The sequence below is a fragment of the Aeribacillus sp. SP014 genome, from assembly GCF_054055575.1.
In genome coordinates, this window is the sequence record NZ_JBSRXI010000001.1 from 882,641 (window position 1) to 904,391 (window position 21,751).

General features: G+C 38.4%; 18 protein-coding genes and 1 pseudogene. 17 read left to right on the plus strand and 2 right to left on the minus strand.

The annotated features are described in order from the left end of the window. The first annotated feature begins 100 nt into the window (after positions 1–100). The 8 genes from ACVIJU_RS04365 to ACVIJU_RS04400 all read left to right on the plus strand — a co-directional run bounded on the left by ACVIJU_RS04365 (position 101) and on the right by ACVIJU_RS04400 (position 7,261). Positions 101–1,117: a LacI family DNA-binding transcriptional regulator gene (locus tag ACVIJU_RS04365; RefSeq protein ID WP_456687310.1), complete on the plus strand. Its 1,017-nt coding sequence runs from the start codon at positions 101–103 to the stop codon at positions 1,115–1,117. A gap of 38 nt (positions 1,118–1,155) precedes the next feature. Next, positions 1,156–1,719: a shikimate kinase gene (locus ACVIJU_RS04370; protein WP_063386814.1), complete on the plus strand. Its 564-nt coding sequence runs from the start codon at positions 1,156–1,158 to the stop codon at positions 1,717–1,719. A 63-nt stretch (positions 1,720–1,782) separates the two neighbouring features. Next, positions 1,783–2,769, plus strand: coding sequence for an HD domain-containing phosphohydrolase (locus tag ACVIJU_RS04375; RefSeq protein ID WP_063386813.1), 987 nt, complete (start codon positions 1,783–1,785; stop codon positions 2,767–2,769). A gap of 178 nt (positions 2,770–2,947) precedes the next feature. Next, positions 2,948–3,490 carry a helix-turn-helix domain-containing protein gene (locus ACVIJU_RS04380; protein WP_066250024.1) on the plus strand — a complete coding sequence of 181 codons (543 nt, stop codon included), beginning with the start codon at positions 2,948–2,950 and terminating at the stop codon, positions 3,488–3,490. Positions 3,491–3,516: 26 nt separating this feature from the next. Then, a complete protein-coding gene (locus ACVIJU_RS04385; RefSeq protein ID WP_066250021.1) occupies positions 3,517–4,596 on the plus strand; it encodes an ABC transporter ATP-binding protein in 1,080 nt (359 codons plus the stop codon). Further along, the gene (locus ACVIJU_RS04390) at positions 4,586–5,377 is read left to right on the plus strand and encodes an ABC transporter permease (protein WP_063386810.1); all 792 of its coding nucleotides are present in this window, start codon (positions 4,586–4,588) and stop codon (positions 5,375–5,377) included. Before ACVIJU_RS04385 ends, ACVIJU_RS04390 begins: the two co-directional genes overlap by 11 nt. A 10-nt stretch (positions 5,378–5,387) precedes the next feature. Then, positions 5,388–6,191, plus strand: coding sequence for an ABC transporter permease (locus ACVIJU_RS04395; protein WP_130157449.1), 804 nt, complete (start codon positions 5,388–5,390; stop codon positions 6,189–6,191). A gap of 14 nt (positions 6,192–6,205) precedes the next feature. After that, positions 6,206–7,261: an ABC transporter substrate-binding protein gene (locus ACVIJU_RS04400; RefSeq protein ID WP_395994391.1), complete on the plus strand. Its 1,056-nt coding sequence runs from the start codon at positions 6,206–6,208 to the stop codon at positions 7,259–7,261. Between the two features lie 291 nt (positions 7,262–7,552). Here the strand turns inward: ACVIJU_RS04400 and ACVIJU_RS04405 are convergent, their stop codons facing one another. Then, the gene (locus ACVIJU_RS04405) at positions 7,553–8,521 is read right to left on the minus strand and encodes a glycine-rich domain-containing protein (RefSeq protein ID WP_094244440.1); all 969 of its coding nucleotides are present in this window, start codon (positions 8,519–8,521) and stop codon (positions 7,553–7,555) included. Between the two features lie 160 nt (positions 8,522–8,681). Here ACVIJU_RS04405 and ACVIJU_RS04410 point away from each other — a divergent pair, with 160 nt between their 5' ends. The 5 genes from ACVIJU_RS04410 to ACVIJU_RS04430 all read left to right on the plus strand — a co-directional run bounded on the left by ACVIJU_RS04410 (position 8,682) and on the right by ACVIJU_RS04430 (position 16,545). Continuing rightward, a complete protein-coding gene (locus tag ACVIJU_RS04410; RefSeq protein WP_063386806.1) occupies positions 8,682–9,884 on the plus strand; it encodes an MFS transporter in 1,203 nt (400 codons plus the stop codon). 451 nt (positions 9,885–10,335) lie between these two features. Continuing rightward, complete coding sequence (gene katA / locus ACVIJU_RS04415; RefSeq protein WP_327848564.1) at positions 10,336–11,799, plus strand: catalase KatA; 1,464 nt, start codon at positions 10,336–10,338, stop codon at positions 11,797–11,799. A 275-nt stretch (positions 11,800–12,074) separates the two neighbouring features. Beyond that, entirely contained in the window at positions 12,075–13,808 is a 1,734-nt protein-coding gene (locus ACVIJU_RS04420) for an ABC transporter ATP-binding protein (RefSeq protein WP_456687311.1), read from the plus strand. Beyond that, positions 13,789–15,651, plus strand: a complete 1,863-nt coding sequence (locus ACVIJU_RS04425) for an ABC transporter ATP-binding protein (RefSeq protein ID WP_456687312.1) — start codon at positions 13,789–13,791, stop codon at positions 15,649–15,651. Before ACVIJU_RS04420 ends, ACVIJU_RS04425 begins: the two co-directional genes overlap by 20 nt. 39 nt (positions 15,652–15,690) lie before the next feature. Further along, the gene (locus ACVIJU_RS04430) at positions 15,691–16,545 is read left to right on the plus strand and encodes a Cof-type HAD-IIB family hydrolase (protein WP_456687313.1); all 855 of its coding nucleotides are present in this window, start codon (positions 15,691–15,693) and stop codon (positions 16,543–16,545) included. A 219-nt stretch (positions 16,546–16,764) separates the two neighbouring features. On the opposite strand, the gene ACVIJU_RS04435 is transcribed toward ACVIJU_RS04430, so the two are convergent. Further along, the gene (locus tag ACVIJU_RS04435) at positions 16,765–17,241 is read right to left on the minus strand and encodes an N-acetyltransferase (protein ID WP_063386801.1); all 477 of its coding nucleotides are present in this window, start codon (positions 17,239–17,241) and stop codon (positions 16,765–16,767) included. 383 nt (positions 17,242–17,624) lie between these two features. Here ACVIJU_RS04435 and ACVIJU_RS04440 point away from each other — a divergent pair, with 383 nt between their 5' ends. From ACVIJU_RS04440 to ACVIJU_RS04455, 4 genes and pseudogenes are all read left to right on the plus strand, one after another. Next, the gene (locus ACVIJU_RS04440; protein WP_063386800.1) at positions 17,625–18,578 is read left to right on the plus strand and encodes an ABC transporter permease; all 954 of its coding nucleotides are present in this window, start codon (positions 17,625–17,627) and stop codon (positions 18,576–18,578) included. Beyond that, positions 18,568–19,519 (plus strand): annotated as a pseudogene (locus ACVIJU_RS04445) (iron chelate uptake ABC transporter family permease subunit). The gene ACVIJU_RS04440 and the pseudogene ACVIJU_RS04445 overlap by 11 nt, the downstream one beginning before the upstream one ends. Continuing rightward, a complete protein-coding gene (locus ACVIJU_RS04450) occupies positions 19,513–20,271 on the plus strand; it encodes an iron ABC transporter ATP-binding protein (RefSeq protein WP_094244445.1) in 759 nt (252 codons plus the stop codon). Before ACVIJU_RS04445 ends, ACVIJU_RS04450 begins: the two are co-directional and overlap by 7 nt. A gap of 165 nt (positions 20,272–20,436) precedes the next feature. Next, positions 20,437–21,393, plus strand: coding sequence for a siderophore ABC transporter substrate-binding protein (locus tag ACVIJU_RS04455; RefSeq protein WP_327863076.1), 957 nt, complete (start codon positions 20,437–20,439; stop codon positions 21,391–21,393). Positions 21,394–21,751: the final 358 nt, after the last annotated feature.

The following is a 21,751-nucleotide window of genomic DNA, read 5'->3' on the forward strand; positions in this document are numbered from 1 at the left end:
TAAAGCATGGAAATAAACAAATTGACAACGTTTTAAATGTAAAGGTATACTTTTCTCAACTGAATTCGTTGATTAATTGCGTTAGCAGGTGATTAGACAGATGGGACAAAAAAAACAGTCCCGCGTGACGCTGCAGGAGGTTGCAAAACACGCGGGTGTGTCGAGGGCTACAGCTTCCCTTGTTGTTCGGGGCAGCCCAAATATTTCAAAAGAAACAAGAGAAAAAGTGTTAAAATCGATAAAAGAGTTGGGGTATATATATGATCGTGTTGCAGCGAATTTACGATCCCACCAATCTTCAACAGTTGGTTTGATTATAACAGAGATCGGCAACCCCTTTTTCTCGGAATTATTGGTGGGTGTTCACGAAGCTTTAGATAAAGAAGGATATACCGTAATATTAGGAACGACGTTTGATTCCCCTGATAAACAAGATGCGCTGCTTGCGACAATGCTTGAATATCGTGTCGGCGGGGTAATTATGAGCCCTGTCCCAGGCAGTTCACCAGATATGGTAGAACGGTTAAAGCAATGGGGGATTCCTGTTATTTTAGTAGCGAGAAAAATGCTGTCAGAAGAGCCGTTTGATTATGTCGGAATCGATAATGTTGCAGGCGGACGGATAGCGGCTGAACATTTAATCGAACAAGGCCACCGCCGCATCGCTTTTTTGGGCGGTTTTTCTAATTCATCAGTATGGACAGACAGAAAAAAAGGATTTTGTGAAGCGATTGAACAAGCCGGGCTGGAAATGGATGAATCGCTGTTTGTCCAATCTCCCGCAACTAGGCAAGGGGGAATAGAGGCGATTAAGCGAGTTATGCAGCATCCTCAGCCTCCAACCGGGGTTTTTTGCTATAATGATGTTGTTGCATCTGGTGTTATGCTCGGATTAAAAGAACAAGGCATTGTTCCAGGCAAAGATGTGGCTGTGGTTGGTTTTGATAATATTCCGGAGTCAGCGGTATTCAGCCCTTCTTTAACAACCATTGCAGCTTTTCCTGATCGGCTCGGTGCAAAAGCTGCTGATCTCTTGCATCGGAGAATGAAAGGTGATGAAGAAAAGGCAAAAAAACTGATTTTACAGCCTGAGCTTGTAGTGCGGGAGTCAAGCTGACACACCATGATGAAGAAATCTAGGGAAGTGGATGCGTTATGAAGGAACATGTAGAAATCCCTCTTCGGGAAAAAAATATTGTTTTAATTGGATTTATGGGAGTCGGCAAAACGACTATTGGCCAGTTGGTCGCGAAAAAGCTGTACCGAGATTTCATTGATGTGGATCAGGAGATTGAAAAAAAGCAAAATATGCCCATCTCGTTAATATTTCAAAAATTTGGCGAAGATTATTTCCGAAAAATCGAAAAGGAGTATATTGTTGATATTTGCACGAACACACGCTTGAAGGTTGTATCTTTAGGAGGGGGAGCCTATTTACAAGAAGAGGTCCGCAATGCTTGTTTATCAAACTGCATCGTCTTTTTGCTGGATTTATCTTGGGACAGCTGGAAGGATCGAATGCCGCTTTTAGTCGAGAACCGCCCTCTTTTAAAGGAAAAATCAATGGAGGAAATTGAAAAATTGTTTATAAAACGGCAAAATGCATACTCTCTCCATAACTCAAAAGTATCGACCAATAATCTTGATCCTGAAACAGTAGCAGATGAAATTGTAAATTCGGTGAAATTAACGTGGAGCATCTATGAACCGAACCAATAATATGAGATTATCCCTTTAAATGAATAGTTTGCAAGATGAGATTTGGGAAAGGGATTTAAAAACATGAATGTAGAAAACTTATTGTCTCCTTATCTTCAACTGGCTGATGCTGTCATTGTGACAGATAAAGATCATGTTGTCGTCGCTGTTAACGATGCGTATGAACAAATAACGGGATATAAAAAGGATTTCATTGTCGGCAGAAGAGCAGGTGTCATTAAATCTCATTTGACCCCGGAGCAAACTTATGCTTCGATGAAAAAAGCATTATCGGAAAAAAAGCCTTGGTCCGGTGTTTTTGTGAATCGTAAGAAATCAGGAGAATTATGGCACTCATCTATAACGATAACTCCTATTCTAATAGAAGATGAACTGTTTTTTGTAGGAATTTTTCGGGAATTGGAGCAGCTGGACAGCGGAGCATACGTTCCGCAGGAGCAAATAGAAGAAACAAAAAAATCAATATTGGAAGTGCTGGCGATTTCTTGTGAAATTCAAGATCCAAGCATTGAGGATCATTTGATCAACGTTCGAAAACTAACTGAAAAGCTCATTTATGCTCACAACAGCTATCATAATCTTAATTTATCAGAAGAATATATGAGAAATGTTGCTTATTCCAGCATTTTGCATGATATAGGAAAAGCTGGCATACCTGAAGGAATTTTATATAAACCAGGACCACTAACAAAATATGAACGCTTAATTATGGAGACGCATCCGTTAATAGGCTTTGACATTTTGAAAAAAATAACAAGCAAACTGAAAGATAACTTTTTAAGGCAAAGCTATAAAGTGGCCGAAAATATTATTCTCTTTCACCATGAAAAATGGAATGGAACGGGATATCCGAAAAACTTGAAAGGAGCAGAAATTCCTTTAGAAGCTAGAATTGTTGCGGTTGTCGATGTGTTTGAGGCTTTAACGAGCAGCCGTCCATATAAAGTTGCATGGCCGATTGAAAAAGCGTTGAATTTTTTAGTGGAGCATCAAAATACGCATTTTGATCCAGATGTAGTGGCCTCATTTCTGACAATTAAGGATTTTTAAACAGAAGGAAATTTTAGTTGAAGATCAACTAAAGTTTCCTTCTTTTTTTGAAAATTTTTTATTGTGTTTTTTGTGTAATTGTGTATAATAAATCGTCGTGAAATAAACAATTTTCGATAAATATATTAATTTTTTTTGACAAAAAGTTTACTAGTATTAAACAAATGAGGTTGTTATGATGAAAATTGGGAGGAAAATTCGAAATTTGCGGATAAAAAAAGGTCTGACGCAAGAAGAGCTAAGCGAACGAACCGATTTGTCTAAAGGATACATTTCCCAATTGGAAAGAGATTTAAGCTCTCCCTCATTGGAAACGTTTCTGAATATATTGGATGTGCTGGGATGCAATCCAAAAGATTTTTTCGATGATGAGGATGCCGAGCAAAAAGTAGTTTACGGCAAAGAAGAACGAAAAGTATTTATTGACCAAGAGAGAGGATATAAGGTTGAATGGATTGTTCCTGAATCAAATGAAAAAGAAATGGAGCCGATTCTTTTAACGTTGTTTGAAAAAGGAGAGTTTAAAGTTTTTGAACCATCCTTATCTGAAACGTTTGCCTATGTTCTGAAAGGAACAATAAAAGTTCGGATCGGAACAAAAAAGTATGTGGCAAAGGAAGGAGAATCCATTTATTATCATGCATCCGATGAGCATCAAATTGTCAATGAGGCAGAAAGCATGTCGCAAGTAATTTTAGTGGCAACTGAATCTTATTTATAATTCTTGATGCGGTTGGAGGAAACGTCATGAACAATAAAACAATTATTCGTTTTGAACAAGTGACAAAAAAATATGATGATGATTTGCCAGTATTGGATAATGTAAGTTTTGAAATCGAACGCGGAAAATTTTACACGTTGCTTGGACCTTCAGGATGCGGAAAAACAACCATTCTCCGTCTAATTGCGGGATTTACGGAACCGACCAGCGGCACGATTTATTTTAACGGAAAAAATATTAACCATGTAACGCCGAACAAACGTCAAGTCAATACAGTGTTTCAAGATTATGCCCTTTTTCCGCATCTGAATGTGTTTGAAAATGTTGCCTTTGGCCTTAGAATTAAAAAAATGAAAAAGGATATCATCGAACAAAAAGTAAAAGATGCCCTTCGTTTTGTAAACTTATCTGGCTATGAACAACGGAACATTCAGGAGATGTCAGGAGGACAGCGGCAGCGGGTCGCCATTGCGAGAGCGATAGTCAATGAACCGGAAGTGCTTCTGTTAGACGAACCGTTGTCAGCTCTTGATTTAAAGCTGCGCACGGAAATGCAGTACGAGCTGCGGGAGCTACAGCGCCGGCTCGGCATTACATTTATTTTTGTCACACACGACCAAGAGGAAGCTCTTGCAATGTCTGATGAAATCTTTGTTTTAAATAAGGGGAAAATTCAGCAAAGTGGAACGCCGAAAGATATTTATGATGAACCTGTTAACCGCTTTGTGGCAGACTTTATCGGAGAATCGAATATTGTCGCAGGAAAAATGATTCAAGATTATCTTGTTGAATTTGTCGGAAAGCAGTTTGAATGTGTTGATAAAGGCTTTGCTCCGAACGAGGACGTAGAAGTGGTAATTCGACCGGAGGACTTGGAAATAACAACTCCTGAAAAAGGAAAGCTGAAGGTTTATGTGGATTCCCAGCTGTTTAGAGGAGTTCATTATGAAATTTGCTGTTATGATAAGGATGGCAACGAGTGGCTTGTTCATTCTACAAAAAAGGCAGAAGTCGGCGAGGAAATTGGTCTTTATTTTGAACCGGAAGCAATACACGTTATGCGTTTAGAAGAAAATTCTCGTATTGGTGTTGCCGATGAAAAGTAATATTCGCGCTTTATACTTCTTACCATATGTGTTATGGATCTTACTATTTGTTGTCGTTCCGATTCTGCTTATCATTTATTATTCGTTTTTTAACATTGAAGGAACATTTTCTTTTGAAAACTACGAGAAATTTTTCACGCCGGTCTATTTGAAAATGGCGTTAAGCTCATTTTGGTATGCGTTTTTAATTACAGCCTTTTCGCTATTGATCGCTTATCCGACAGCTCTTTTATTAACGAAAACAAAACATAAGCAGCTTTGGCTTTTGTTAATCATTTTGCCGATGTGGATCAATTTGCTGTTAAAAGCATACGCCTTTCTCGGCATTTTTGGAACCTATGGAATAGCCAATCATTTTTTGGAATTAATTGGTGTCGGTGCTAAACAAATATTGTTTACAGATTTTAGCTTTGTGTTTGTTTCTGTCTATATTTTCGTTCCATTTATGATTTTGCCGATTTTTAATGCTTTAGAAAAATTAAATCCAACGCTTGTAGATGCAGCTAAGGATCTCGGAGCATCCCCTTGGATTACGTTCCGCCGGGTCATTTTTCCGCTGACGCTGGACGGTGTTAAATCCGGATGCCAAGCAGTGTTTATTCCTGCATTATCGTTATTTATGATTACCCGCTTGATTGCAGGAAACCGGGTAATTACGCTTGGCACAGCAATAGAGCAGCATTTCCTAGTTACTCAAAACTGGGGAATGGGAGCAACCATTGCGGTCTTTTTAATTCTTGCAATGGTGATCATCATGTTTTTAACAGGAAATCGGAAGTGAGGGATGAAAAATGAACAGAAAATGGAAGGTTTCAAATATATATTTAATCATCGTATTTTTCATCTTATACGCTCCGATTTTCTACCTTATTTATTACTCGTTTAACAGCGGCGGAAAAATGCATCATTTTGAAAATTTTACGTTGGACTGGTATAAAGAAGTCCTGCAGGATGTGCGTCTGTTGATTATTGTACTGAATACGATTGTAATTGCTTTGCTTTCTGCGGCGATTTCAACGATCATCGGCGTTTTCGGTGCGCTCGCCATTTACTCCGTCAAAACAAGACGGGTGAAAAATACATTGCTTTCGTTAAATAATGTTCTATTAGTCAGTCCTGATGTCATCATCGGAGCTTCCTTTTTAATTTTGTTTACCATTGTCGGCATTCAGCTTGGTTTTATTTCTGTTTTGCTGTCTCATATCGCCTTTAGTGTGCCGATTGTCGTATTGATGGTATTGCCAAAGCTTCAGGAAATGAGCCCGACATTAATCGATGCGGCAAGAGATTTAGGGGCGAGCCAGTGGAATGTCATAACAAAAGTAGTAATTCCCTACATTACCCCTGGGATTTTTGCTGGATTTTTTATGGCTTTAACCTATTCTTTGGACGATTTCGCCGTTACATTCTTTGTTACTGGAAATGGTTTTTCCACTTTATCTGTTGAAATATATTCAATGGCTCGACAAGGCATTTCCCTTACCATTAATGCTTTGTCAACACTCATTTTCCTTTTAACGATTTTGCTTGTGATCGGCTATTATTTCATCACGCTGCGCTATAATCGTCCGGGAAGATTGGGGGGACGGAAATGAAAAAAATTGTGCAGATGTTTGCGATAGTATTTATCGCTTCGTTTGCCATCCTGTTTTTTATTGCGAGACTGAATGCATCTGAAGGCTACTCCGGTGATAATACCCTTACGATTTACAACTGGGGAGAATATATTGATCCGGAATTGATCGACCGTTTTGAAAAAGAAACAGGTATAAAAGTGATTTACCAAACATTTGATTCAAATGAAGCGATGATGACAAAAATTTCCCAAGGAGGAACAACATTTGATATTGCCGTCCCTTCTGAGTATGCCATTAGCAAAATGAAGGAAGAAGGTCTTCTTATTCCGATTGATCATTCGAAAATTCCTAATTTAAAATATATCAACCCCCGTTTTCTAAATTTATCGTTTGATCCGGGGAATAAATATTCCATTCCATATTTTTGGGGAACGGTCGGCATTTTGTATAATCCGGAAGCTCTCGGGGGAAAAAAGATCGACAGCTGGAATGATTTATGGGATAAAGATATGAAAAATCAAATACTTCTTGTCGACGGCGCCCGAGAGGTAATCGGAATGGGGTTGAACAGTCTTGGCTACTCGTTAAATGATACGAACAAAGACCATTTGCTAGAAGCGAAAAAGAAACTGGATAAACTGACTCCAAACGTGAAGGCGATCGTTGGAGATGAAATCAAAATGCTGATGGCAAACGAAGAAGCAGGCGCCGCTCTCGTCTGGTCGGGAGATGCTGCAGATATCATGTGGGAAAATGAGAAGCTAGATTACGTGGTGCCGAAAGAAGGCTCTAATCTTTGGTTTGATAATATGGTTATTCCGAAAACGGCCAAAAACATAGAAGGCGCTCATAAATTTATCAACTTTATGCTAGACCCGAAAGTGGCTGCGCAAAATGCTGAATATGTCGGCTACTCTACTCCAAATGAAAAGGCGCTTGAATACTTGCCGAAAGAGATTTCTGAAGATGAGCGGTTTTACCCGTCCCCTGAATTAACGGATAAATTGGAAGTGTATGAAAACCTAGGGAAACGAATGCTTTCCTATTATAATGATTTATTTTTAGAATTTAAAATGCACTCGAAATAAAAGGAAACCATCGCCATCCTCAATTTGGGAGGCGATGGTTTTTTAATGATTTTTGCGAAATCTGATCTTTGAAGCAAGAACGAGCTGTTGTTGGAACATATACGGCATAAGCTACCCTTATGTACTGTAAAAATGGATGCATAGTAGATCTAATGGTATTTTGAAGGGCAGCTGTTTGCAGCATAGAAAAAATGCGCATATGGGCTTTTAAAATCGAAAACAAGAATCGGCACTTTGCCGGTTTCTGCTCATCGCGCTCACCTTTAAAAGAGTGTGGTTATGAACATTTCCTTAGCTGCTGCCGCATCCTCCGCCGCAGCTGCTTCCGCAATTTGAACTGGAGCATCCTGAAGAAGAGCATCCGGAACCCCCTGAATGATCATTGGAATCGCTGAGTGCAGCCCCGCATGCATAAACAGAACCTCCGCTTGTCCCTGCATCCTTATTCAAAAGCTGCGACATTTTTTCTGTATAACTGTCCTGCTCGTACAGCGATAAAAATACCATAGCCGGCAGCAGCATCGAGTACGTATCGTCTGTTTTTATTTCCTTGCGGAGCGATTTGTTTTGTCGTTTCATTTCTTCTGCTTTTTCAATATCGTTTTTCAGCTGTTCAAGCAGCTTTGTTTGTAATGGCTTGATCGGGTCAAACGAACGAAAATATTTATCAAACAGTTTTTCGTCACTAGCTGAGCGAACTTCTTCCAAAAGTGTTTTGCTTAGCGGATTTTTTAAAAAGCCTCCCCACAGCTTCGTGCTGTTTGGATAGATTTCAAATAAGTGCAAATACATCCAATCAAAAAGGGCTCTTTCGTGAGGAATCGGTGTCCGTTCCACATTAGGGCTGTGATGCAGAAATGATCCAAAAAATTTTTTTGAAAAATTTTCGTATTCTTTCGTAAACATAATCATTTCATGCCATATTTCATCCACTTCATCGCTGAACATTGGAACTGATTTTAAAATTCCTGCCAACAAAAAATATCTTTTTAATTCAAATAGGCGCCAGTTAAAGTCCGTTTCGGTCCAACTAGGATGATTTGCTAACACTCTTTTCTTTACTTTTTCCATATATTCTGAGTTTAGAGAGTCTTCCAAACGAGAGATAATTGGCAGCCCTTCTGGAATGCGGCAGGCTAATTCTGCCGGGACAGCCTCTTGAACAAGCTTTAATGATCTTTTTTTCTTCGTTTTATTGATATTGACAACGATGAACATAATGAAAATACCAATGATCAATCCTACTAAAAGCTCAGTCATAATATCCCTCCACAACACTATATATATCTTAATTATACTATTGGAATAGGAAATTTATAGAAACGATTTTCGTGAAACTCGAATATTGTATAATTTCAAAAATATCGTAAAATGGAAAGAGCAAAAAATTCCTATTTAATCATATAGAAAGGTTTTGGCGATGAACGTTCAAAAAATAAATATAGCAGGGAAAAAAGATCATATTATTTTTTTAACAGTTATCTTTTGCTTTTGGTTTTCCATTTATATTTATGTTCCAATCTTTGGGGTTTATTTAGAACATTTGCAGTTTGACTATTCACTTGTTGGCATTATTTTTGGCAGTTACGGCATCACCCAGATTTTGATTCGTTTGCCTCTTGGAGTTTTATCAGACTATTTAGGGCAAATGAGAAAAGGAATGCTTATAGCTGGTTTTTTTATGGCGTTTGCCAGCGGAATCCTGTTTCTTTTCTTTCAATCATTTATCCCGATTTTTATTGCAAGACTTCTTTCAGGAATTACCGCGTCGATGTGGGTAATGGCTACTACATTATACGCTCAATATTTTACGGAAAGTCAATCTTCCAAAGCGATGGGAATTCTCCAGTTTATGACGGTCGTTTCCCAATTTATTAGCATGGCTATCAGCGGGAAAATTGTAGAGTGGTTCGGCTGGGAAATGCCGTTTCTCATTGGGACCGTCATGGCTTTGATTGGTCTTATTCTTTCATTTCGCATTAAAGAAATCGGCGATAAGGTGAATCTTATTGATTTCAAATATATGAGTCAATTAAAATATGTTCTCGGCATCAAGCCGCTTTGGGGCATCTCAGCTTTATCGCTTGCCGGACACGGAATTTTGTTTATGACGATTTTTGGATTTACACCGGTTTATGTCTCGAAAATCGGATTTAGTGAGTCCGTGTTTTTTTGGGTCGTCACTTCCTTTTTTATTCCGCATGCAGCTGCATCATTGCTGCTTGCCTATTTTCCTGTTCGAAAGCAAAAACAACTGCTTTTGCTTTCATTTATTTTAAGCGGATTATTTCATCTTCTGTTGCCGTTGTCAAATTCGATTCTATGGATTTGCTTCATGCATATTTTCATAGGGTTTTGGCTTGGTTTTATTTTTCCGCTGCTGCTTGCGATGGTTATTCAAAGCTGTCAAGAAGCATATCGGACGACCGCAATGGGCTTTTATCAATCATTTTATGCAATCGGCATTTTCACTGGTCCGATGTTAGCGGGCTTTATTGCAGATCACATCGGTTTTTATGAAGTGTTTCTTGCAACAGGCTTGCTTGCCTTTGCAGCTGCTTTTCTGTCTTTATTCATTCCAAGCTCCCGCATGGAAAGGAAAGCGGAGCGAATCTCTTCGTAAAGAGATAAAGTGGAATACGAACATTTTTTCATATTAGCGTTGAATCCTATATTGCTTGGGAATATGAAATGACATCTTGGCATAAATGAAAATGGCTGGCTGTTTTTGCACGGAGAGATCAACGGTCTTTTTCAACTATGTATGTAGTTTTTTCAGTTTCCATTCGATAGCTTCCATAAGAACCTCTCAATTTGTAGCGGCTGAGCTATATTTGCTCAGCCGTTTTTTTCTGCCAATTTTTTAAACAACTTGTCAAAGAAAATAAACAGAACAACATGAAAAAAATAGTGGCTAATTGATAATAAACGAGGATCATTGATTGATAGATCAGCGGTTTCAAACTCCTTTATTAAAATTATTATAATTTACTATTGATTTTTAATTAAAATATGTTATCATATAGTTGTAATGATTAGAGAAATATTATTTTAAATTATGAGGTGATCGGTAAATGGGAGATAATAAAAAGCTTACGACGAGCTGGGGTGCTCCTGTAGGGGACAATCAAAATTCGATGACAGCAGGCCATCGAGGTCCGACATTAATTCAAGACGTACATCTTCTGGAAAAACTAGCCCATTTTAATAGAGAAAGAGTTCCTGAACGAGTTGTTCACGCAAAAGGTGCCGGTGCTCACGGATACTTTGAAGTGACAAATGATATGTCAAAATATACGAAAGCGAAAGTTTTCAACGGAGTAGGCAAGCGAACACCAGTATTTGTAAGATTCTCAACTGTTGCAGGTGAGCTTGGCTCCGCTGATACGGTCCGCGATCCGCGCGGTTTTGCCGTTAAGTTTTACACAGAAGAAGGAAACTATGACATCGTAGGAAACAACACGCCGATTTTCTTCATTCGCGATGCGATTAAATTCCCTGATTTTATCCACACACAAAAACGCGATCCAAAAACACATTTGAAAAATCCTACTGCCGTATGGGATTTTTGGTCTCTATCGCCTGAATCATTGCACCAAGTAACTTATTTGATGGGAGATCGCGGAATTCCGGCAACATACCGTCATATGAATGGTTATGGAAGCCATACATTTAAATGGACAAACGAAGACGGGGAAAGCGTCTGGATCAAATATCATTTCAAAACTGACCAAGGTATAAAAAACCTTGATACGAAAACAGCTGTAAAAATTGCCGGAGAAAATCCGGATTATCATACAGAGGATTTATTCAATGCGATTGAAAACGGAGACTATCCTTCTTGGACGCTTTATGTGCAAATCATGCCGCTTGAAGATGCCAACACATACAGATGGGATCCATTTGACGTGACAAAAGTATGGTCTCACAAAGATTATCCATTAATTGAAGTAGGAAAATTAGTATTAAATAAAAACCCTGAAAACTATTTTGCAGAAGTTGAGCAAGCTGCATTCTCACCGGGAAACCTAGTTCCAGGAGTCGATGTATCGCCGGACAAAATGCTGCAAGGTCGTCTCTTTGCATATCATGATGCACATCGCTACCGCATCGGGGCAAACTATAACTCACTTCCAATCAACCGTCCGCGAGTTGAAGTGAACAACTATCAACGCGATGGATTTATGCGCTTTGACTCAAATGGCGGAGGCTCTGTATATTATGAACCAAACAGCTTCGGCGGTCCAAAAGAAACACCTGAAGCAAAACAAGCATCATACCCAGTATCAGGTGTTGCGGAAAACGTTCCTTATGACCATGATGACCATTATACTCAAGCGGGCGACTTATACCGTCTCATGAGTGAAGATGAAAGAGTACGTCTTATTGAAAATATTGTAAATTCAATGAAGCCAGTTAAGCTGGAAGAAATAAAACTCCGCCAAATCGGCCACTTCTACAAAGCAGATCCTGAATATGGAACCCGCGTTGCAGAAGGTCTTGGTTTGCAAGTGCCTGAAGAAGTAAAAAAAGGTTAATAAATATTTCATAGCTGGACGATCTCGGAAGGTTCAAACGAACTTTTCGGGGTCGTCTTAATTTTTGTCACTTTCGAAAAAATATTTGGAATTACAACCTGCTTGCTTGTGAATGCGTCAGCTTTCAAACAATAGTTGGAATTACCACATGTCCCATAAAAACATATAATTGCCTTCTTTAATAGGGAAAAGTAAAAATAGTTAAAAAATTTTATATAAAGTTGTATGATGGAAAATATAAATAGTTTCGTTCATACTTTTTGGAGGCTATGCTTATGAAAGAAGTGGCGTCTTTCTTAAAACCGTACCGCCTGGCGGTTGTTATTGCTCTTGCTCTCATGTTAACCGAGCTGACAGTGGAGCTTGTCCAGCCTTTGTTTATGGCAAAAATTGTAGATGATGGAATTTTGAAAAGGGATTTATCAGCTGTCGTCCATTGGGGGCTGGTGATGGTTGGTGTATCGGCTCTTGCCTTTGCAGCAGGCATCATTAATTCATTTTTTGCGACGCATGTCAGCCAGAGCTTTGGATTTGATATTAGAAAAGTTCTTTTTGGGAAAATTCAATCCTTTTCATTTGCGAACTATAATCAATTTTCCAATTCATCTTTCATTACAAGGATGACAAATGATGTCTCCCAAGTGCAAAACACAATTTTTATGGGACTTCGGATTATGCTGCGTGCTCCATTGTTGGTGATCGGCGGCGCGGTTATGGCTCTAGCAGTAAATTTTACCTTATCCTTCATTCTCATCGTCATTCTTCCGTGCCTGATCTTTTTTCTTTTATGGGTGATGAAAAGAGCAGGATCGATGTTTCGAATCGTGCAAGAAAAGCTGGATACGGTGAATAAAGTCATACAGGAAAACTTGACGAATATGCGCTTAATCAAAGCTTTTTTGCGAAATGACTATGAAGTTAATCGTTTTCAGAAGGCGAACAAAGATTTAAAAGACCAAACAATTTTCGTGCTCCGCTTTATGGAAATCATGCAGCCTGTCTTGCTTTTTGTAATGAATGTAAGCATTTTAATTATTTTATGGGTGGCTCATGCTGGACCAAGTGAGGTAAAAGTAGGTGAAGTCGTTGCGATCGTCAATTATTCAACGAGGATCATTTCTGTTTTATCTATGCTGTCTTTTATTGTCTCTGGTTTTTCAAGGGCAAAAGCCTCCAGCTTAAGGATTTCGGAGGTGCTTCAAACAGAAGTAAAATTGACTGATGAGCTTGCCGAATCAAGTCATCAAATAAAAGAGGGAAAAATTGAATTTCGATCGGTGTCCTTTGCATACCCGGATTCAGCCGTTAAGGTGCTTGATGATGTATCGTTTACGGTAAATGCTGGAGAAACTATGGCGGTGATGGGGGCTACCGGCTCCGGCAAATCGACTCTTTTCAATTTAATTCCGCGATTATATGACTTAGAAAAAGGAGCCGTTTATATTGACGGTTTCGATATACGTACGATCAAGCTTGAGCATTTAAGAAGGTCAATTGGGATGGTTCCGCAAGAATCGCTGTTATTCACTGGAACGGTAAAAGATAATATTTTATGGGGAAAAGAAGATGCTACTATGGAAGAAATCATTGCTGCTGCAAAGGATGCCCAAATACATGATACGATTTTAAAGCTCCCTCATGGATATGATACCCTTATCAGCCAAAAAGGCGTGAATCTTTCCGGAGGGCAAAAGCAGCGAATTTCGATTGCCAGAGCGCTTGTCCGAAAGCCAAAAATATTGCTGCTTGATGACAGCACGAGTGCTTTAGACTTAAAGACGGAAAGAAAACTGCTTCAAGCATTGATGAAATATCCATGTACGACCTTGATCATTACGCAAAAAATTGCAACAGCGATGGCGGCTGATCAAATTTTACTACTAGAAAACGGAAAGGTGCTTGCGAAAGGAAGGCATGATGAATTAATACGCAGCGTTCCACTTTACCAAAAAATCTATGAATCACAATATGGAAAGGATGGCATCCGTCATGCTCAAAAGTCTTATTGAACCTTTCCGATATGAAAAACTAAAGCTGACAAATGAGTCAAAAGTGAAGAAAAGCTCTTCAAAAGTTAAAGACTGGAAAGGAACATTAAAAAGAATTTGGGGATATATGTCAGATCAAAAGGTTTTGTTTTTTTTCGTTTTGCTCATGGTTTTTATTAGCACAGTTTTAACAATCCTTGGGCCTTTTTTAGTAGGGAAAGGGATCGACATTTATATTGTAGAAAAAAGCGGAAATCACTTTTTCTTTTTTTTCGTCGTTCTTGTTTTGATCTATGCATTGCATTCCCTTTCCATTTGGCTGCAAAACACATGGATGATCAAAGTAGCGCAAAATACTGTGTATAAAATGAGATCCGATCTATTTCGCCAGTTTCACCTTCTTCCCATTTCTTTTTTTGATCAGAAAAAAACGGGAGAGCTGATGAGCCGAATGACCAATGATGTTGAAAACGTCAGCTCGACATTAAACAGCTCAGTGATTCAAATCTCATCCAGTGTTCTTACATTAATTGGTGTTATTTCTGTTATGTTATGGATGAGCCCTTTTTTAACAATCATCACCTTAATAGTTGTTCCTTTATTGGTTGTAGGTATGAAATGGATTACCCGGCGGACTGGACAATTGTTTAAAGAGCAGCAGCGAAGTTTAGGAGAACTGAATGGATACATTGAAGAAACCATCACTGGTCAGCGAATTGTCAAAACTTTTTCACAAGAGAACCGGGTTATGCATGAGTTTTTAGAAAAAAATGAAAGGCTGCGGAGATCTTCATTTTGGGCTCAGACGATTTCCGGTTTTATCCCAAAGCTTATGCACGTATTAAACAATTTAAGTTTTACATTGATTGCAGGGTTCGGTGGAATCTTTGCTCTAAAAGGGTGGATAACCATCGGAACGATTGTTGTTTTTGCGGAGTACGCCAGGCAGTTTACACGGCCTTTAAATGATCTTGCCAATCAATTTAATACATTATTATCTGCGGTTGCCGGTGCAGAGCGGGTATTTGATTTGCTCGATGAGCAGGCAGAGGAAGCTGATTTTGGAGAATATGTACAATCCGCAAATATAAAAGGAGACATTGTGTTTGATCGAGTATCTTTTTCATACGGGGAAGAGAGCCAAACGATAAAAAATATTAGCTTTCATGTTTCTCCGGGAGAAACAGTTGCCCTTGTCGGTGCCACCGGCGCCGGAAAAACAACGATCATCAATTTACTGGCACGCTTTTATGAAGTAAATGAAGGGAGAATTTTGATAGATGGAAAGGATATTTCCAAATTAAGACGGAGTGAACTTCGTCAAGCAATGGGGTTTGTATTGCAGGATCCTTTTTTGTTTCACACGACAATTCGTGAAAATATCCGATATGGAAGATTGGATGCAACAGATGAGGAAGTGGAGGAAGCGGCAAAGCTAGCAAATGCTCATTCATTTATTAAAAACCTGCCTGATCAATATGATACAATCATTAACGAAGGTGGAACGAGCATCAGTCAAGGTCAAAAACAACTTCTTTCAATTGCGAGGGCGATTTTAAAAAATCCGTCCATTTTATTGCTGGATGAAGCGACAAGCAGCATTGACACTGTAACAGAATTAAGGATTCAAGAAGCGCTGGAGAGGCTGATGAAGGGGAGAACAAGCTTTGTGATCGCTCATCGGCTGAATACGATTAAAAAAGCAGATCAAATATTTGTTATCCAGGATGGCCGCATTGTGGAAAAAGGATCTCATGATGAATTGCTGGAAAAAGAAGGATTTTATTTTGATTTAGTCACAAACCAGCTAAAACCGCAATTAAAAACGAAAGACATGTTGTCAGAAATAAAGGATCATATATAATGAATATAATCACTTTACTTTGTTAAAAGGGGAAACAGTATGAAATTAGTAGCGATTGATTTAGACGGGACATTGCTATCTTCCAATTTATCCATATCAGAAGAAAATCTTGCAGCTATTCGGGAAGCACAAAATGAGGGAAATATCATCATGATTTGCTCCGGCAGGGCGCCTGAGAGTATTCGTGAACTGCTGGACGAATATGATTTTGCATGTCCATTTGCAGCAAGCAATGGAACAGTTGTCGTAATCGAAGGAGAAAAGCCGAAATACATTTCAATGAACAAACAAAACATGTTGGAAGCAGCCGAAATTTTGGAGAGTTATGGTGTGCCGTATAAACTTTATACAAATGATGGTATTTGGATGCCGGAAGACTGGAGCGCCAAAGTTCGCTCTGCTCTGCAGTCGAATCCGGAGCTGGCAAAATGTTTGCTTGAATCTGAGTACAAACAGTTTATTGAGCAGCCAAAAAGGACCGACAATAATCGATACTTTCGTCATATACAAGATGTTATAAACCGCGGTGATTTATCGGTCCAAAAGTTTTTTATTTTGCAATTTAATCAACATACTAGAAAAGAAATCATGGAACAATTAGAAAACATTGCTGGGATTGCGGTTACGACATCAGGTGACTACAACATTGAAATAATGGATGAAAAGGGAAATAAAGGATACGGATTAAAAGCTGTTGCCAAGCACTACAATATCCCATTGGAACAAACGATTGCGATTGGTGATAATTTCAATGACGTTCCAATGCTGGAAGCTGCAGGGCTTTCCGTTGCAATGGGGAATGCCGAGCCTGAGGTGAAAGAAATGTGCGATATCGTGACGAGGACAAACGATGAACACGGTGTCGCCTATGCTATTCGACAATTTGTGCTGTAAATGGTTTATGGATGTGAAGGGGTGTCTAATAAGTCGTTTTTACGGCTTATTGACGCCCCCTTTAATGTTTTATAAACGTTGATATATCGACGTTTATAATTTTTTGTTTACGATAGGGATTTGACTTTCTGGATAGCTCCTTTCATTTTATTTACTATTGAAAACTGCGGCGGTGCGGCTTCTTTGAGGCGGGCAATAAAAAAGTGTGATGAATTATTTTTATTGTTTCGCTAGTTCTGTCTGCCATACTTTTTTTAACATAGCTGTTTCGTCACACGATGGAAGTTTCGGACAATTGATGCAATCCTTCCACATTTTTTGCGGGAGAGATTGCTTGTCAACGATATCGAATCCTAATTTGGTAAAAAACTCGATTTGATACGTTAAGGCAATCAAATTTTCAATTTCCAACCTGTTTGTTTCATAAATGATTTGTTTTACGAGCTCTTTTCCGATGCCTTTGCCGGTATGGTCAGGGTCAACGGCCAGCGAGCGGATTTCAGCCAAATCTTTGTCTAAAATATGCAAGCTGGCAACGCCAGCCACTGCTCCGCCTTCATCTGCAACATAAAAATTTTGTAAATTCTCATAAATAGATGCGTACGTTCTGCTGAGCAGCTTTCCTTCCAATGCATAATGTTTAATTAATTGATAGATGGCATCTGTATCGCTCATAGTCGCTCTTCGAATGTGCATGTATACTCCCTCATTTAATCGAATGAATAATTATAAATAAAACAAAATATTTATTCATATATATTATCGGTATGAACATTATTTTGTCAATAAAAAACCAAACAATTTATAATTATGCAAGTTCATCAAATATTTAAACATTTTCTGTAAGTAAAATTTTGGAGGGAGAAAATATTTGATAAGAGGATTTTACTACATGGAAGCTAGCATTCAATGAAACTTATGGTAAAAAATAGATGTTTGCAAGAGAGGTTTAATCTTCTTCATCCATCAAATTGTGGACAAATTCAGACATTTTTTCTTAATTTATTGAAAATGAGTCTTATTCTTATTATAATTGATAACGAATCTCATTATTAATTTATTACGGAAAGAGTTAAAAAATGAAAAAACGATATTTGATCATTGCTCTCATTATCCTTTCAATTGCATCGATTTTTATCGGAGTAAACGATATTAAACCAACTGATATATTCAATTTGACAGATGAACAAATACAAATTTTGATCATCAGCAGAATTCCGCGCGTTATTAGCATTATTATTGCAGGAACGAGTATAAGCATTGCCGGTCTTATTATGCAGCAGCTGAGCAGAAACAAGTTCGTTTCCCCAACTACGGCAGGAACAATGGATTCCGCCAGATTGGGGATTTTAGTTGCGATCATGGTTTTTGCAGACGCTAGTCCGATTCAAAAAATGATTGTCGCTTTTGCTTTTGCACTTTTAGGAACATTTATCTTTATGAAAATATTAGAAAAAATTAAATATAAAGATACTATTTTTGTTCCTCTAGTCGGGCTGATGTTCGGCAACATCATTGGATCTATCACTACTTTTTTTGCATACAAAAATAATTTGATTCAAAATGTTTCCTCATGGCTGGAAGGAGATTTTTCGTTAATTTTAAAAGGTCAATATGAATTATTGTACGTCAGCATTCCTTTTGTATTAATTGCATACTTGTATGCGAATCAATTCACTGTCGCTGGAATGGGAGAGGAATTTTCGAAAAATTTAGGCTTGAATTATAAACAAGTTGTCAATATCGGACTTGTTATCGTAGCTTTGATCACTTCATCTGTTGTATTGACGGTTGGAACCATTCCGTTTCTAGGTCTTGTCGTTCCGAATATTGTCGCCATATACAATGGAGACCATTTGAAAAAGAATTTGATTCATACCGCTTTGCTCGGTGCTGTTTTCGTTATGTTTTGCGATATTTTAGGGCGAATCATTATATATCCGTACGAAATCTCGATCAGCTTAACCGTCGGTGTCATCGGCAGTGCCATTTTTGTTTACTTACTTATGAGGAGAAAAGCATATGGGTTATAGAGCGAAAATAACATCTCTTCTAGTGGTCGCAGTCCTTTTAATTATCACCTTTTTGTTCATCGACCTCGGCAAAAATTGGGATTATGCATTGCCGCGCCGTTCGGTGAAGATGCTGGCGGTTATTATTACAAGTGTAGCAATCGGTTTTTCAACGTTAGTATTTCAAACGATTACAAACAACAGAATTTTAACTCCGAGCATTTTAGGTTTAGATTCTTTATATATGCTTTTGCAAACCATGCTTGTCTTTTTATTTGGTTCAACACATGTTGCGATGATCGATAAAAATATTAACTTTGCGCTTTCCTTGTTCTTTATGATGCTGTTTGCACTGATCTTTTACAAATTCCTTCTTCGAGGCGAGGGTCAAGACATTTATTTTCTTCTTCTAATTGGACTGATATTCGGAACATTATTTAACAGCTTGACTTCTTTTATGCAAGTGCTGATAGATCCTAACGAATTTCTAATTGTACAGGACAGAATGTTTGCCAGCATCAATAACGTGAATACGGATTTGCTGTACTTGTCGATTGCCGTTATGCTGCTGGCGGGTCTTTATTCACTGAAATATGCCAAATATTTAGATGTGCTGGCACTTGGAAGGGAGCATGCGATTAATCTCGGCATTGATTACGATCATGTTGTCAAAAGGCTTTTAATCATTGTGGCTGTTTTCGTTTCGATTTCGACAGCTTTAACCGGTCCGATGACGTTTTTGGGTCTTCTCGTGATTAACGTGGCAAGGGAATTTTTTAAACACATATAAACATAGTGTTTTAACGATCGGGACCGTTCTTTTTTCCATCATTGCGTTGGTTGGCGGTCAGCTATTGGTCGAAAGAGTGTTTACATTTTCAACTACGTTAAGTGTTGTCATTAATTTTGTTGGAGGGGTTTATTTTATTTATCTTCTATTAAAGGAGAATCGATCATGGTAGAAGTAAAAAATGTTTCAAAACAGTACGGAAACAAATTTGTAGTAAAAGGTGTCTCGCTGAAAATTCCGAAACAAAAAATCACAGCCTTCATCGGCCCAAACGGAGCTGGAAAAAGCACACTGCTATCAATGATCAGCCGATTAATAAAAAAAGATGAAGGAGAAATATTGATTGACGGAAAAGAAATTGGCGCATGCAAAAGCAACGATTTGGCGAAAAAAATTTCGATCTTAAAGCAATCAAACCACATTAATCTTCGCTTAACAGTCAGGGAACTTGTCTCTTTCGGCAGATTTCCGTATTCAAGCGGAAGATTAACAAAAGAAGATCAAAGGCATGTGGATGAAGCGATCCGTTACATGGGGCTTGAAGAGATCGAACATAAATTTCTTGATCAGTTGAGCGGAGGCCAAAAGCAGCGGGCTTTTATCGCTATGGTGATCGCGCAGGATACCGAATATATTTTGCTTGATGAGCCATTGAACAATTTAGATATGAAGCACTCTGTGCAAATTATGAAAATGTTAAGAAAACTTGTCGATGAACTTGGAAAAACAATTGTCATTGTACTGCACGATATCAATTTTGCATCGGTGTATGCCGATTATGTAGTTGCAATGAAAGATGGAGAGCTCGTACACGTCGGGCCAACTGATCAAGTCATAGATCATTCTGTCTTAAAAGACGTATATGATATGGATATAAACATTCAGCAAATAAACAATTGCAAAATATGTGTGTACTTTTCTTAAGAAGGGTAGTATGGATGGAGGCATTTTGATAAACATCTCAGCAGAAGGAAGAGCTGTCAGCTCTTCCTTACAAAGAATTCGAAATGATAATGATTTTCTTATTCAATTGAGAGATGTTTAAAGAATTGCCGACATCATTAAAAAAATATACAGGGGGTAATTTTTATGAAAAAGTTTTTAGTTTTTCTCATTGCTTCTTTGATGGTTTTTGTTGTTGCAGCTTGCGGCTCGAACGGGTCAACTAGCGGCGAAGGTGAAAAAAATGACACGAAACAGGAGTCAGAAGAACTGACGATTAAGCATCAGCTTGGCGAAACAAAAGTGAAGAAAAATCCAGAAAAAGTCGTCGTTTTTGATTTTGGTGCTCTTGACACATTGGATAAGCTTGGCGTTGAAGTGGCAGGTGTACCGAAGGATAACCTTCCATCCTATTTAAAAGACAAATACAGTGACGATAAATATGAAAATGTCGGCGGTTTAAAAGAACCGGATTTTGAAAAAATCAGTTCGATTGAGCCTGATTTGATCATTATTTCCGGAAGACAATCAGAGGTTTATGAAGAGTTTGAGAAAATTGCACCAACCATCTTTATGGGTGTTGATACAACGAAATATTTAGAGTCATTCCATGAAAATGTGAAAACACTTGGAGAAATTTTCGGTAAAGAAGAGGAAGCTGAAAAAGAACTGGCAGCAATCGATGAATCGATTAAAAAGCTAAAAGAAAAAGCAGAAGCGTCTGGAAAAAATGCATTAGTTATTTTAGCCAATGAAGGGAAAGTCAGCGCATATGGACCGAAATCTAGATTTGGACTCATCCATGATGAATTTGGAATTAAAGCTGTAGATGAAAACATTGAGGTTTCTACACACGGACAAAGCATTTCATTTGAATATATTGTTGAAAAAAATCCTGATTACTTATTTGTGGTAGACCGCGGTGCTGTTGTAGGCGGCCAATCATCTGCAAAACAAACAGTAGAAAATGAATTAGTGAAAAAGACAAATGCCTACAAAAACGGCAATATTGTGTACTTAGATCCTAACTACTGGTATTTATCCGGCGGCGGATTGATTTCGGTTGCTGAAATGGTGAAAGAAGTGGATAATGCGATCCAATAATTTTTCAAAAGGGAGCTGAAAACAGCTCTCTTTTTTCATATGCACCCGGGCATGGGTGTAATCTCTAGGGAGAAAGTCCAGAGCTGCGAAGGCAAAAGTAGCAGTTAGCTTAACGCAAGGGTGTCCGTGGTGATGTGGAATCTGAAGGAAGCGGGCAGCAAACTTAAGGTGTCTCTCGAAACACGAACTTCATATGAGGCTAGTTGCCATTGGATGAAACAAAGTCCTTTCTGTCGAAGATGGTACAGAGTAAATGAAGCAGACAGGTGGAAGGAAAGACTGCATCCTTACCCAGAGAGGTATTGTAATGCACCCCTTTGTCAAGACACAAATTGATAATATTTAAGTTATCCATTCT

Excerpts from the sequence above, each read along its gene's own strand:
- ACVIJU_RS04365 (WP_456687310.1), top strand. The coding sequence starts at position 101 with ATGGGACAAAAAAAACAGTCCCGCGTGACGCTGCAGGAGGTTGCAAAA.
- ACVIJU_RS04370 (WP_063386814.1), top strand. The coding sequence starts at position 1,156 with ATGAAGGAACATGTAGAAATCCCTCTTCGGGAAAAAAATATTGTTTTA.
- ACVIJU_RS04375 (WP_063386813.1), top strand. The coding sequence starts at position 1,783 with ATGAATGTAGAAAACTTATTGTCTCCTTATCTTCAACTGGCTGATGCT.
- ACVIJU_RS04380 (WP_066250024.1), top strand. The coding sequence starts at position 2,948 with ATGAAAATTGGGAGGAAAATTCGAAATTTGCGGATAAAAAAAGGTCTG.
- ACVIJU_RS04385 (WP_066250021.1), top strand. The coding sequence starts at position 3,517 with ATGAACAATAAAACAATTATTCGTTTTGAACAAGTGACAAAAAAATAT.
- ACVIJU_RS04390 (WP_063386810.1), top strand. The coding sequence starts at position 4,586 with ATGAAAAGTAATATTCGCGCTTTATACTTCTTACCATATGTGTTATGG.
- ACVIJU_RS04395 (WP_130157449.1), top strand. The coding sequence starts at position 5,388 with ATGAACAGAAAATGGAAGGTTTCAAATATATATTTAATCATCGTATTT.
- ACVIJU_RS04400 (WP_395994391.1), top strand. The coding sequence starts at position 6,206 with ATGTTTGCGATAGTATTTATCGCTTCGTTTGCCATCCTGTTTTTTATT.
- ACVIJU_RS04405 (WP_094244440.1), bottom strand. The coding sequence starts at position 8,521 with ATGACTGAGCTTTTAGTAGGATTGATCATTGGTATTTTCATTATGTTC.
- ACVIJU_RS04410 (WP_063386806.1), top strand. The coding sequence starts at position 8,682 with ATGAACGTTCAAAAAATAAATATAGCAGGGAAAAAAGATCATATTATT.
- katA (WP_327848564.1), top strand. The coding sequence starts at position 10,336 with ATGGGAGATAATAAAAAGCTTACGACGAGCTGGGGTGCTCCTGTAGGG.
- ACVIJU_RS04420 (WP_456687311.1), top strand. The coding sequence starts at position 12,075 with ATGAAAGAAGTGGCGTCTTTCTTAAAACCGTACCGCCTGGCGGTTGTT.
- ACVIJU_RS04425 (WP_456687312.1), top strand. The coding sequence starts at position 13,789 with ATGCTCAAAAGTCTTATTGAACCTTTCCGATATGAAAAACTAAAGCTG.
- ACVIJU_RS04430 (WP_456687313.1), top strand. The coding sequence starts at position 15,691 with ATGAAATTAGTAGCGATTGATTTAGACGGGACATTGCTATCTTCCAAT.
- ACVIJU_RS04435 (WP_063386801.1), bottom strand. The coding sequence starts at position 17,241 with ATGCACATTCGAAGAGCGACTATGAGCGATACAGATGCCATCTATCAA.
- ACVIJU_RS04440 (WP_063386800.1), top strand. The coding sequence starts at position 17,625 with ATGAAAAAACGATATTTGATCATTGCTCTCATTATCCTTTCAATTGCA.
- ACVIJU_RS04450 (WP_094244445.1), top strand. The coding sequence starts at position 19,513 with ATGGTAGAAGTAAAAAATGTTTCAAAACAGTACGGAAACAAATTTGTA.
- ACVIJU_RS04455 (WP_327863076.1), top strand. The coding sequence starts at position 20,437 with ATGAAAAAGTTTTTAGTTTTTCTCATTGCTTCTTTGATGGTTTTTGTT.